We start from the raw sequence: 12,178 nt of genomic DNA, 5'->3' as shown, positions 1-12,178 counted from the left end.
TCAATGCCCCACTTTGGAAAGAACATCCGCCCGCAAGAATCGCTCGACCACCAACATGAAACCTATCGATGGAATGAGCAACAGCAAGGCGGTTATGGATGCGATCTGGTAATTGCCGCCCGAACTGGCGGTATAGAGGAGGAGGGGGAGGGTCGTCACGTCCGGCGCGCCGACAAAATAGGTCCCTGTGAATTCATCGAGCGATTCGAGAAAAACGAAAATGGCGCTGGCGAGCAATCCCGGCGCGGCGAGGGGGAGGGTAATGTCGCGGAATGCGCGGAACGGCCCGGCGCCGATGGATCGGGCCGCTTCCTCCAGGTCGACGTCCACCGCCGAGAATGCGGCGGTTGCAATCCAGACGGCGTAGACGAGGCCGTGCGTCACATGCACGAGAACAACGCCGGCGATCGTGCCGTTGAGGCCGATCTGGTAGAAGAAGCGGGCGATATTCACATAGACCGGCAGGTTCGGGAAGGCTTGCGGAATGAGGAAAGCCAGCAGGAACAACCCGCGGAAGGGCAGGCGCAATCGCGACAATGCGTATCCGGCCGGGATTGCCAATGCCAGGGAGACCACGACGGTCAGGGATGCGATCACGATGCTCGACCCCAGCGAAACCATCGCATTGCCGCGCGGCGAGAACACCCGCTGCCAGAAACCGAACCCATAGTCGAGCGGCAGCATATGCGGGAAATACCATTTCTCCGCGACCGTCCAGAGCAGGAGGTTGGTGAGGGGGCCGAAGATGATGAACGCCAGCAGCCCGAGCAGCACAGCCCGGGGCAGCCACCAGAGATCGATGCGGGTCGTCATGAGCGCTCCTTGACTGTCTGCCTCAGATAGAGGAACGCCACGCCGGCCGTCATGACGAGCGATATCAGCCCGAGGGCATTGGCGACGCCGTAATCGCCATGGGCGTTGATACGGAATGCGATATCCGCTGTCAGCATCGTCGGTGATTGTGCGTTGATCATCAGCGGTACGGAAAGCACCGACATCATGGTGACGAACGAAAGAATGAGCCCGACGAGGATCGTTGGCGCCACCTGCGGCACGATAATCTCGACCAGAATTCGAAGACGCGACGCGCCGAGGTTTCGGGCTGCCTCTATGGTGCCGCGATCGAGCGAAGCCATGGCCCCGGAAACGAGCAATGTGACGAAGGGCGTCTGCTTCCAGACGAAGGCGATAACGATGCCGCGCCAATCGAGGAAGCCGACGGTCTGGAGCGGGGTCAATAGACCGGCGGAGACCAGTATATTGTTCATGAGACCGTTCTTGGCGAGAAACGTCCGCAGGATCTGCCCGACGACGATGAAGGGTATGAACATCGGCCAACGGTAGAGCCACCGCAGCACGGCGACGGCCAGCGGGTTCTCGCCGAGTGTCAGATAACCGCCGATAGCGATCGAAAAGACGCCGATGAGCAGCGTCGACGCCGAAACGATCAGCGCCGTGAAGATCATGTCGCTGGAATAGAGTTCGAACGACTTGCTGAAATTGCCAAGGCCGAACGCGCCCTCTACCTCGAATGCCCCGATAATGGACGCGAGCAGCGGCACGATGAAGAACACGATTATCATCGCAAGCGCGGGAAGAACGAGGAGGACCGCAAGTAGGCGCTGCTTCATGGGATGCTCCGCTCTCGGCAAAAGGGGAGGCCGACCGTGGCGCGGCCGGCCGCATTTCATTAGTTGGCTACATTCTTTTCATAGGCTTCCAGTATAGCCGAATTATAGGGAGCGATGGGAAAGGGCTTCGCCTTGGTTGCAAGGTCGTCGGGGGAAATATCGACGAACAGCTTATCCCAGCTCGCTTTGTCCAGTTCGGGCTGGACGAATTTGGCGTCGATTCCCGGATACCAGTTGAAGCGTTTGACGATGCCTTCGGCCTGCACCTTGGGGCTCGTCGCCAAGGCCACGAATTTCCGCGCGATCTCCTGGTTCGGGCTCTTGGCTGGAATGACATAGTGCATGGGCTGGCCCGGCATCCCCGGCTCCGGCAGGAAAAGCTTCATTTCCGGCGGCAGTTTTCCGTCGGCCTGCCAGGAATAGAACATGTCCACCCAGACCGGGCCCATTGCGATCTCGCCGCGGCTCAACATGTCGAGCGTGCCGGCATTGCCGGGCGTCAGGGTCGCATTCGTGCTGAATTCCTTCAATTGCGCGAAAGCCTTGTCCCATTTTCGGGTTTCGGCTTCTTCGAACGGTCCGTTCATAAGCTTGTTGGCGTCGCCATCGCCAAAAGCATAGATCCAGCCCATGACGAAGCTGACGCCGGAGGCGCCGCCCTTGATCCCGTTATAGCCGAACTGCTTGGGGTTCTGCCTGGCCCACTCGGCCAGTTCCGCATAGGTCTTCGGCGGGTTCGGGATCAGGGCCGGATTGTAGGCGATTGCCGTCTGGCTCGAGAACATCGGCATGACATAGCCATCGACATTGGTGCCGAGCGCCATCCTGGCCTTGTCGCTCGTCACCATTTCGCCGGACGGTATCTTCGAGCGATAGGCTTCGAGATAACCGGCCTTGACCATCGGGCCGGCGAACTTCTCGTGCACCACGGCCACGTCCGCGTCCCAGTTCTCCACATTGGCCTTTGCCTGTGCGTCGAAGCGCTCCACGATCTTTTGCGAGCCGGCGTCGCCGGGTCCGGTGCCAACGGCACGCACCTTGACGTCGGGATTCTCCTTTTCGAAGAGCGGCCCGAGATAGTCGTTCACATAATCGACCATGTTCTGGTCCCCGGCCGTGAGGACCGTGAGGTCCGCGGCGGCGGCTGGCGACATCGCAAGGCCCAGTAAAATGCCGGTATTGATGAATGTTTTCATTTTCGGTCTCCAGAGCAAGATTGCTGTCTTCTTCTATTACGGAAACTTAGTTGCTGATCGCTTCTGTTTGGCGATCGTTCTCCCCATCGGTACTGGTATTGAAAATAAACAGGGCTGAAGACGGCACATATACTCGCACGTGCTCGTCCTGATTGAATGGCGCTGGCGAATCCACGAGGATTTCCCGCTCGCCGATCCTGACGCCATGGCGGAAGTGTCCGCCGGGATAGCTGACATTCGCAACGGTACCTGTAAGTTCAAGCCCGCCGGCAAGTTCAAGCCCGCCGGCCTGTGCCGGAGGCGACTCGCCCGGCCGAAGCAGGGTAGCCGCCTCGCTCCTGAACCGGATTTCCGCGCGCCCGCTCCTCAGATCCCGATGGTGGGGCATCGCAAGGACTTGCTGTCCGGCCAAATTGATCCGCTGGGGACCCACGCTGACCTCCATGTCGAGGAGGTTCTCCGCGCCCATGAATGCGGCCACGAAAGGCGAAGCAGGGCGGTTATAGACGTCCTCGGGCGTGCCCTGCTGTTCGATCCGGCCGCGGTTCATCACGACGATGCGATCCGCCATCACCATGGCTTCCTCGCGATCATGCGTCACGTGGACGGCGGTGATACCCAGCCGCTTCTGCAGCGCGCGGATTTCATGGCGCACCGTCAGTCGGATCCGGGCGTCGAGATTGGACAAGGGCTCATCCAGCAGCAATATTTCCGGATCGATCGCCAGCGCACGACCAAGCGCGACGCGCTGCCTCTGTCCGCCGGATAGCTGGGCCGGCTTCCGGTCGCCCAGCCCGGATAGGCCGAGCAAGCCTTGCAGTTCGCCGATGCGCGACGTGATCTCCTGCCGACCGCGGCCTTGCAGCTTCAACCCATAGGCCATGTTCTGGGTTACGGTCATATGCGGCCAGAGGGCGTAGGATTGGAATACCAGTGCCATTCCGCGCTTGTCCGGGGGGAGGTGGGTCACGTTTCGGTCAGCGACCCGGATTGCTCCTTTCGCTGGCCTGGCAAAGCCGGCAATGGTCCGCAGCAGGGTGGTCTTGCCGCACCCCGACGAGCCGAGGAGCGCCACGAATTCGCCCTTGCCTATGGCAAGATTCAAGCCGTCCAGTACCGTTGTCGGCCCATAGCCGACACTGATATCCTCGATACTGAGGAAAGCTCCCGCATCCATTTCCGCCCCCACTTGCGCAGCTGTGCATTTTTTCTTGTAATGTCCGTTTATTACACGTCGATGACAAGCGGAAATATCGGCACGGATTTCGGCCGCAGGTGGCGCTATTGCTAGCCCGCGCCTTTCGGGCTGAAATGCGCGACGAGCCGGTATGAATCGCCGGGATAGATCATGCGCACATTGGTGATCGGGCGGTCGTCACGCCAGGTCGAGCGTTCCACCTGAAGGCAGGCGGAACCTTCCTTCAGCAGGAGCTTTGCGGCGAGGTCGGCATCGGCATTGAGCGCGGTAATCCGGTTCTCCGCTTCCGACCATGGTACGTGCGTCCGCAGCCACGTGCCGGGCGGCTCGCTGTCGAAGGCCACAGCCGCAACCTCGGGAACGTTCGAAAGATCGATGAGACGGTCTTCGAAGGAATGCACGCGCTGGCCGGACCAGTGCCTGCAGGCAATCGCCAGTATCGGGCGCGGCCGCTCCACGTCCAGCCGCTTCATGTCCATGCGGGTGCTGGTGCGCTGCCGGTGGGAAAGCACTTCAAGAGTGTAGACCTGGCCCGTTGCCTCGACCTCCGCCCTCACATCGGAAATCTCTATCACGGCGGCTTGCGACAAGGGCCGGGAAACGAAGCTTCCCGCCCTCCGGCGCCTTTCGATCAGCCCGGCCACCGCAAGCGCCGAGAGCGCCTTGTTCACCGTCATCCGGGCGCAATCATATTCGATCATCAATTCCCGCTCGATCGGTATGCGCTTTCCGGGCGGCCATTCGCCAGACATTATCTTGCGTTCGATATCCTGCCTGATACGCGCGGAAAGCTGCCCCTTGGCGCTGTCCGCATCCGTCGCTGGTTCACGCTTCAGGTTTTCCACTGCAGATCCTCAGGCCGACTGCTTGTAAAGCTCGATGAGCAGGGCGTCGCCGGAGCCATGGCAGGCAAGCTCCAATTCCCCGCCTTTCGCGTCATATAGAACCGCGTCGTGTTTTTCGAGCAGTGCCGCATTATGCCCGGTGACCTCGACCGTCACGGCTCCGCCGCTGCAGAACAGGACGACGCAATTTGCGTTTGTCCGAACCGCATGGCGCTCATTGCCGCCGATTTTCGTCACATCGTGGCTCCAGCGGCCGCGGCGGGTCATCACGTTCAAGTCGGTCAGGGCTTCACCCTCGAGGACGGCATCCACGCGGACGTCACCCGGGAAGTCGAAAGGGGGAGAAGCGGGCGACAGACGCACTTTCCGCTGCTCGCCGAAATGAAGCGTCATCGCGGCACCCTCGATGACGGTCAGGGTGCGATCGATCCCGACGAACTCGGAAAAGGCGCCGTCCGACGACACCTGCGCCATGCTGACCCGCCAGTCGAAATCGCTCAAGGCCGCCCCTTCCGGGAACACGATGATCTCGGTCGTGACACCGCCGCCGTTCTTCCACGGCGTCTGCCGATAGGTGCTGGACCGAAATATCCTCATCAGCCGAGTATGCCGGGCAGGTTGAGGCCCTTGTCCCTGGCGCATTCGATCGCGATTTCATAACCGGCATCCGCGTGACGCATCACGCCAGTTGCGGGATCGTTCCAGAGCACGCGGCCGATGCGCTCGGCGGCATCGTCGGTCCCGTCGCAGCAGATGACCATGCCGGAATGCTGGGAATACCCCATGCCGACACCACCGCCGTGATGCAGGGAAACCCATGTCGCGCCGGATGCGGTATTGAGGAGGGCGTTCAGCAATGGCCAGTCGGACACGGCGTCGGAACCGTCGTGCATGGCTTCCGTCTCCCTGTTGGGCGAGGCAACCGAACCCGAATCCAGATGGTCCCGTCCGATCACGATCGGCGCCTTCAATTCGCCATTGCGGACCATCTCGTTGAAGGCAAGGCCCAGGCGGTGCCTGTCGCCGAGACCGACCCAGCAGATACGCGCCGGCAATCCCTGGAACGATATCCGCTCGCGCGCCATGTCCAGCCAATTGTGCAGATGGGTATTCCCCGGCGTCAGTTCGCGGACCTTGGCGTCGGTCTTGTAGATATCCTCCGGGTCGCCGGACAGTGCCGCCCAGCGGAACGGTCCTATGCCGCGGCAGAACAGCGGCCTGATATAGGCCGGAACGAAGCCCGGAAAGGCGAAGGCGTTCTCCAGTCCCTCATCCTTGGCGACCTGGCGGATATTATTGCCGTAGTCGAGCGTCGGAATGCCCTGGTTCCAGAAGGCGATCATCGCCTCCACATGTTCCCGCATGGAAGCGCGCGCCGCCCGCTCGACCGCCTTCGGGTCGCTTTCGCGCTTCTGCCGCCACTCCGCCAGTGTCCAGCCTTTCGGCAGATAGCCGTTGATCGGATCGTGGGCCGAGGTCTGGTCCGTCACGATGTCCGGGCGCACGCCCCGCCTTACGAGTTCAGGCAGGATCTCGGCCGCGTTGCCGAGCAGGCCGACCGACTTGGCCTCGCCGGCCTTTGTCCATCGGTCGATCATTTCCAATGCTTCGTCGATGGTCGATGCCTTGGCGTCCAGATAGCGGGTGCGCAACCGGAAATCGATGGAATCGGGATTGCATTCGACCGCGAGACAGCATGCGCCTGCCATCACCGCGGCAAGCGGCTGGGCGCCGCCCATGCCGCCAAGGCCGCCGGTCAATATCCACTTTCCCTGGAGATTGCCGCCATAATGCTGGCGTCCGGCTTCGACGAAGGTTTCGTAGGTTCCCTGTACGATGCCCTGGGTGCCGATATAGATCCACGAGCCGGCGGTCATCTGGCCATACATCGCCAGGCCCTTCTTATCGAGCTCGTTGAAGTGATCCCATGTCGCCCAATGCGGCACGAGGTTGGAATTGGCGATGAGCACGCGTGGCGCGTTCGAATGGGTCTTGAACACGCCGACCGGCTTCCCGGATTGCACCAGAAGCGTCTCGTCCTCGTTGAGGTTCTTCAACGTCGAAACGATCTTGTCGAAATCGTCCCAGGTCCGCGCGGCCCGGCCGATACCGCCATAGACGACGAGTTCATTGGGATTCTCCGCCACATCCGGGTCGAGATTGTTCATCAACATGCGCAGCGGCGCTTCGGTCATCCAGGTTTTCGCATTGAGCTCGGAGCCGCGCGGGCTGCGGATCTCGCGAATATTGTGCCGTGGATTGTTCATCATCTGCTCCCCAGCTTTATTGCTGTCTGTTCGAGAATTTCCAGAATGTCGCGCAAATGCCGGCGCAGCCGTTCCGCCTTGCCCTCGTCATAGTCGAAGGGCGGCGCTTCGGTGCCGAGATGCGACGATTGCGTCAACTCCATCTGTATGGCGTGCACGCCCTTGTCGGGATTGCCGTAATGGCGCGTGGTCCAGCCGCCCTTGAAGCGGCCATTGATCACCGCGTCATAACCCCGTGCCGCAAACACGATGCGGCCGACGGCGGAGGCGATCTCCGCGGAACAGCTTTTGCCTTCATTCGTGCCGATATTGAAATCCGGAAGTTTTCCCTGAAACAGAAACGGAATATGCGAGCGTATGGAGTGGCAATCATAGAGAATGCACAGGCCGTGCTCCGCATGAACGCGCTCGATCTCCTGCGCCAATGCCTGATGATAGGGCGCATGATAGGTCGCAAGGCGCGCTCTGGTATCGGCCGCCGTGGGCCGTTCGCCGCTGCGCCAGATCGGCTTGCCGTCGAAATCCGTCTCGGGAATGAGCGCGGTCGTATTCTGGCCGGGATAGAGGCTGACGCCTTGCGGATCGCGATTGGCGTCGATCACATAGCGATGAAATACCGCCCGCACCGTCGTGACGTTCGGAAGAAGGTCGCTGTAGAGCCTGTCGATATGCCAGTCCGTATCGGCGAGCAGCCTGCCATTGTCGTTGAGCCGCTCCTGGATATCGGCCGGCACGAAGGTGCCCGTATGCGGAAATCCGAGGATGATCGGCGAAGAGCCGCGTGTCGTCTCGACCATATTCATGGTGCGGTATCCAGTTCTGGAAGGATGCCGGAGGATATTGCCGCGTTGAGGGCGCCTGAAGCAATCAATTCGGAAGCGGCCGCCAGATCGTTCGCCATGTAGCGATCTTCCTCGAGCTCCGGCACTGTATTTCGGATCGCAGTGTGAGCACTGGTCAACTCCGAGCTCGTCTTCAGCGGCGCGCGCAAATCGATACCCTGTGCCGCGGTCAATGCCTCGATGCCGACGATGGCGAAGAGGTTCTCCGTCATCTGCAGCAGCCGCCGCGCCCCATGGCAGGCCATGGAGACATGATCTTCCTGGTTGGCGGACGTCGGCGTCGAGTCCACGGAGGCAGGATGGGACATCTGCTTGTTCTCGGACATGAGCGCGGCGGAGGTGACTTCGGCAATCATCAGGCCGGAATTCAGCCCGGGTTTCTTGGCGAGGAAGGCCGGCAAGCCGTAGGACAGCGTCGGATCGACCAGCAACGCAATCCGGCGCTGGGCGATCGATCCTATCTCGCAGATGGCGAGGGCGATCTGGTCGGCGGCGAAAGCAACGGGCTCGGCGTGGAAATTGCCGCCCGAAACCACCGCACCATCGCTGAGGACGAGCGGATTGTCCGTCACGGCATTGGCTTCGATCTCGAGCGTCCGCGCCGCCATTCGCAGCAGATCGAGGCATGCGCCATCGACCTGCGGCTGGCAGCGAATGCAATAGGGGTCCTGCACGCGCTCGTCGCCTTCGACATGGCTGGCGCGGATCGGCGAACCTTCGAGGAGACGCCGCAACGCCGCGCCAGTGTCGATCTGGCCGCGATGTCCGCGCAATGTGTGGATTTCGGCTTCGAACGGCGCCGACGAACCCATCGCCGCATCGGTCGACAAGGCGCCGGTGATCAGTGCCGACTGTGCGGCACGATGGGCGCGGAACAGGCCCGCCAGCGCCAATGCCGTCGAAACCTGCGTGCCGTTGATCAGAGCCAGACCCTCTTTTGCGGCAAGCACCACCGGCGTGAGGCCAGCCCTGGCGAGACCGTCGCGCGCTGCCATGCGGGCGCCCTCCACGACGACTTCGCCTTCGCCGATCATCGCGGCGGCCATGTGGGCCAGCGGCGCCAGATCGCCGGATGCACCAACCGAACCCTTCTCGGGTATGACGGGAATGACACCCTTCGAAAGCATGTCTTCGATCAGCCGGATCAGTTCCATACGGACGCCGGAAGCGCCGCGGCCAAGGGAGATCAGCTTGAGCACCATGATCAGCCGCACGATATTTTCCGTCAGCGGCTGGCCGACGCCGCAGCAATGCGAGAGAATGAGGTTGCGCTGAAGCGTTGCGACATCCGCAGCCTCGATCTTGATCGAAGCCAGCTTGCCGAAGCCGGTATTGATGCCATAGACGGGGGCGTTCCCCGCGGCGATCTCGGCGATACGGCGCGCGGCAGCTTTGACGCCGGCATGGCAGGCAGTATCGAGCCGGGCGGGAGCGCCGGTCCAGTAGAGCTCGGCAAGAACAGCCAGCGGGACATTGCCGGGTTGAAGTGTGACGGTCATCTGTTGGTCGTCTTTCCTTGAAATATCCGTTCATGCAGGGGATTGAAGCCGATCCGATAGGCAAGCTCTGCCGGCTGCTCGACATTCCAGACCGCGAAATCCGCGGATTTTCCCGTTGTGAGCGTGCCTGTCCGATCGAGAATGCGGAGCGCCCGTGCCGCCTCGCGGGTCACCCCGGCCAGTGCTTCCGCCACGGTCAGGCCGAACAGCGTGCAGGCCATGTTCATCGTCAGGAGAAGCGAGGTGAGGGGGGATGTTCCCGGGTTGCTGTCGGTGGCGATGGCAATGCGCGCGCCGGCATTTCTCAGCGCCGCTACCGGCGGGGCCCGCTCCTCGCGCAGCGCATAGAAGGCGCCCGGAAGCAGGACGGCGACGGTTCCGGCATCCGCCAATGCGCGCGCGCCCTCATCATCCAGATATTCGAGGTGGTCGGCGGAGAGTGCACCATGGGAAGCGGCAAGCTTTGCGCCGCCAAGGTTGGAGAGCTGTTCGGCGTGAAGCTTGACCGGCAGGCCGAGCCTTGCCGCCTCGTCGAATACCCGCGCAATCTGCTCCGTCGAGAATGCAATGCCTTCGCAGAAACCGTCGACCGCGTCGACCAGACCTTGCGCATGCGCAGCAGTCAGGCCGGGGATGACGACTTCGGCGATATAGTCGTCCGCTCTTCCCTTATATTCGCGGGGCGTGGCGTGCGCGGCGAGATAGCTCGTCACTATGCGCACCGGCCGATGCCGCGCCAGGCCACGCGCCACGCGAAGCATCTTCAATTCGGCTTCGATGTTGAGCCCGTAGCCGGACTTTATCTCGACCGTCGAGACACCTTCGGCCAGGAGCGCGTCCAGTCTCGGAAGGGCCTGGGCCGTCAGCGCGTCGTCATCGAGTTCGTTCGTGGCCTTGACGGAAGAGACGATGCCGCCGCCGGCGCGGGCGATCTCCTCATAGCTGGCGCCGTCCAGCCGCATCTCGAATTCGCGTGCGCGGTTGCCGCCATAGACGAGGTGGGTGTGGCAGTCGATGAAGGCGGGGGTGATGAGGCGGCCCTGCACATCGGTGATGGCAGCGTCCTTGGCGAGATCGGCCGGTAGCTCAGCCCTTGGCCCGGCGAACGCGATCACGCCGTTCCTGACCAGCAAGGCTCCGTCTTCTATCGGTTCGGCATTGCCCTCTTCGAGCGTGGCAAGGCGGGCGCCCAGCCACAAATGTCCCGGAACCACCTCAGGATCTGCGCTATTATTCTCTCCACCCATCGAGCTTTGTGCCTTTCCTTCTCCCTCCAATATGTATAGACATAATTAAACCCAACGCAAACGATTTTTCTGTCACGGGAGGAACCATGGCCAGCGTATTTGCAAAGACTCTCCTCACGCCGACCGGCTGGAAGAGCAATGTGCGGGTGTCGTTCGACGATCGAGGCATCCAGTCGCTGGAGCTTGACGGCGTTGCTTCCGCCGCCGACGAACGCCATGAAATCATCATTCCCGGAATGCCGAACCTTCACAGCCATGCGTTCCAGCGCGGCATGGCCGGGCTGGCGGAAACCCGCGGGGCGGGGGAGGACAGTTTCTGGAGCTGGCGCGATATCATGTATCGCTTCGCCCTATCCATGACGCCGGACCATGCGCAGGCCTTCGCAGCGCAGCTCTATGTGGAAATGCTCGAAGCCGGCTTCACCAGGGTCGGCGAGTTTCACTATCTCCACCATGATCTGGATGGAAGCCCCTATGGCGACATTGCCGAAATGGCGGCGAGGATAGCCGGGGCGGCGGCCGAGACCGGCATCGATTTGACGCTGCTGCCGGTATTCTATGCCCATTCCACCTTCGGCGGCGCCGCCCCGAATGAAGGCCAGCGCCGCTTCGTCAATTCGCTGGCGAGTTTCGAAAAGCTCTACGCCCGCTGTGAACGGATAATCGGCGACATGCCGGGAGCCAATCTCGGCGTCGCGCCGCATAGCCTGCGCGCGGTGACGCAAGCCGAGCTTGCCGCGGTGACGCGATTGGCGGGAAACGGCCCGAAGCATATTCATATCGCCGAGCAGGTGAAGGAGGTGGACGACTGCCTCGCCTGGTCCGATAAACGGCCGGTGGAATGGCTGCTCGATCATGTTGCTGTCGATGCCGGCTGGTGCCTCATCCATGCCACCCACATGACCGCCGACGAAACCCGCCGCATGGCGCAATCCGGCGCGGTAGCCGGGCTTTGCCCGGTGACGGAGGCCAATCTCGGCGACGGGATATTTCCGGGCGCGGCGTTCACCGCCGCCGGCGGCGCCTATGGCGTGGGTTCGGATTCCAATGTCCTGATCGGCATAGGGGACGAGTTGCGCCAGCTCGAATATTCGCAGCGTCTGCTGCACCGCTCGCGCAATGTCATGGCGGGCCAGGCGGGTTCTACCGGCCGCGCGCTCTTCGACGGTGCATTGCGGGGCGGCACCACAGCGCTCGGCGCCGAGAGCGGCCTTGAAGTCGGAAGGCCGGCCAGTTTCGTCAGCCTTTCCGCCGATGTAGCGGACGTCTATGCGGGGGATGCGGCACTCGATGCCTGGATTTTTGCCAATGCGGTCAAGCCAGACGATGTCTGGGTGCGCGGCAGGAAGCTCGTATCGGGTGGCCGCCATGTCCATCGCGACGAGATCGAGATGCGCTTCTCGTCGGCGCTGCGGCAGGTGATCTCGGCATCGCAATAGCCGGCGGCAAGCGC

Annotated in this window: 11 protein-coding genes; 1 reads left to right on the top strand and 10 read right to left on the bottom strand. The window is 62.0% G+C overall.

The annotated features are described in order from the left end of the window. From M8997_RS19830 to hutI, 10 genes are all read right to left on the bottom strand, one after another. A complete protein-coding gene (locus tag M8997_RS19830; RefSeq protein WP_250019790.1) occupies nt 1–813 on the bottom strand; it encodes an ABC transporter permease in 813 nt (270 codons plus the stop codon). Next, the gene (locus tag M8997_RS19825; RefSeq protein WP_250019792.1) at nt 810–1,631 is read right to left on the bottom strand and encodes an ABC transporter permease; all 822 of its coding nucleotides are present in this window, start codon (nt 1,629–1,631) and stop codon (nt 810–812) included. The genes M8997_RS19830 and M8997_RS19825 overlap by 4 nt, the downstream gene beginning before the upstream one ends. A gap of 59 nt (nt 1,632–1,690) precedes the next feature. Further along, the gene (locus tag M8997_RS19820) at nt 1,691–2,827 is read right to left on the bottom strand and encodes an extracellular solute-binding protein (RefSeq protein ID WP_250019793.1); all 1,137 of its coding nucleotides are present in this window, start codon (nt 2,825–2,827) and stop codon (nt 1,691–1,693) included. 46 nt (nt 2,828–2,873) lie between these two features. Further along, nucleotides 2,874–4,004: an ABC transporter ATP-binding protein gene (locus M8997_RS19815; RefSeq protein WP_250019794.1), complete on the bottom strand. Its 1,131-nt coding sequence runs from the start codon at nt 4,002–4,004 to the stop codon at nt 2,874–2,876. 110 nt (nt 4,005–4,114) lie between these two features. Continuing rightward, nucleotides 4,115–4,861, bottom strand: a complete 747-nt coding sequence (locus M8997_RS19810) for a UTRA domain-containing protein (RefSeq protein WP_250019820.1) — start codon at nt 4,859–4,861, stop codon at nt 4,115–4,117. Nucleotides 4,862–4,879: 18 nt separating this feature from the next. Next, entirely contained in the window at nt 4,880–5,467 is a 588-nt protein-coding gene (locus tag M8997_RS19805; protein WP_250019795.1) for a HutD family protein, read from the bottom strand. Beyond that, on the bottom strand, nt 5,467–7,137 hold the full coding sequence (gene hutU, locus M8997_RS19800; protein WP_250019796.1) for a urocanate hydratase: 1,671 nt from the start codon (nt 7,135–7,137) through the stop codon (nt 5,467–5,469). The genes M8997_RS19805 and hutU overlap by 1 nt, the downstream gene beginning before the upstream one ends. After that, a complete protein-coding gene (gene hutG, locus M8997_RS19795) occupies nt 7,137–7,940 on the bottom strand; it encodes an N-formylglutamate deformylase (protein WP_250019797.1) in 804 nt (267 codons plus the stop codon). Before hutG ends, hutU begins: the two co-directional genes overlap by 1 nt. Next, entirely contained in the window at nt 7,937–9,478 is a 1,542-nt protein-coding gene (gene hutH, locus M8997_RS19790) for a histidine ammonia-lyase (RefSeq protein ID WP_250019798.1), read from the bottom strand. Before hutH ends, hutG begins: the two co-directional genes overlap by 4 nt. Next, nucleotides 9,475–10,725: an imidazolonepropionase gene (gene hutI, locus M8997_RS19785; protein WP_250019799.1), complete on the bottom strand. Its 1,251-nt coding sequence runs from the start codon at nt 10,723–10,725 to the stop codon at nt 9,475–9,477. The genes hutH and hutI overlap by 4 nt, the downstream gene beginning before the upstream one ends. 86 nt (nt 10,726–10,811) lie before the next feature. On the opposite strand from hutI, the gene M8997_RS19780 reads away from it, so the two are divergent. Then, on the top strand, nt 10,812–12,164 hold the full coding sequence (locus tag M8997_RS19780; RefSeq protein WP_250019800.1) for a formimidoylglutamate deiminase: 1,353 nt from the start codon (nt 10,812–10,814) through the stop codon (nt 12,162–12,164). Nucleotides 12,165–12,178 lie beyond the last annotated feature (14 nt).

The sequence above is a fragment of the Phyllobacterium sp. 21LDTY02-6 genome, from assembly GCF_023554255.2.
Taxonomy (GTDB): domain Bacteria; phylum Pseudomonadota; class Alphaproteobacteria; order Rhizobiales; family Rhizobiaceae; genus Phyllobacterium.
The sequence above is the reverse complement of the archived record's forward strand: the minus strand, read 5'-3'. Positions and strand labels throughout refer to the sequence as shown.

What these genes read in the sequence shown, in the direction of transcription:
- M8997_RS19830 (WP_250019790.1), bottom strand. Translation starts at nt 813, where the DNA reads ATGACGACCCGCATCGATCTCTGGTGGCTGCCCCGGGCTGTGCTGCTC.
- M8997_RS19825 (WP_250019792.1), bottom strand. Translation starts at nt 1,631, where the DNA reads ATGAAGCAGCGCCTACTTGCGGTCCTCCTCGTTCTTCCCGCGCTTGCG.
- M8997_RS19820 (WP_250019793.1), bottom strand. Translation starts at nt 2,827, where the DNA reads ATGAAAACATTCATCAATACCGGCATTTTACTGGGCCTTGCGATGTCG.
- M8997_RS19815 (WP_250019794.1), bottom strand. Translation starts at nt 4,004, where the DNA reads ATGGATGCGGGAGCTTTCCTCAGTATCGAGGATATCAGTGTCGGCTAT.
- M8997_RS19805 (WP_250019795.1), bottom strand. Translation starts at nt 5,467, where the DNA reads ATGAGGATATTTCGGTCCAGCACCTATCGGCAGACGCCGTGGAAGAAC.
- hutU (WP_250019796.1), bottom strand. Translation starts at nt 7,137, where the DNA reads ATGAACAATCCACGGCACAATATTCGCGAGATCCGCAGCCCGCGCGGC.
- hutG (WP_250019797.1), bottom strand. Translation starts at nt 7,940, where the DNA reads ATGAATATGGTCGAGACGACACGCGGCTCTTCGCCGATCATCCTCGGA.
- hutH (WP_250019798.1), bottom strand. Translation starts at nt 9,478, where the DNA reads ATGACCGTCACACTTCAACCCGGCAATGTCCCGCTGGCTGTTCTTGCC.
- hutI (WP_250019799.1), bottom strand. Translation starts at nt 10,725, where the DNA reads ATGGGTGGAGAGAATAATAGCGCAGATCCTGAGGTGGTTCCGGGACAT.
- M8997_RS19780 (WP_250019800.1), top strand. Translation starts at nt 10,812, where the DNA reads ATGGCCAGCGTATTTGCAAAGACTCTCCTCACGCCGACCGGCTGGAAG.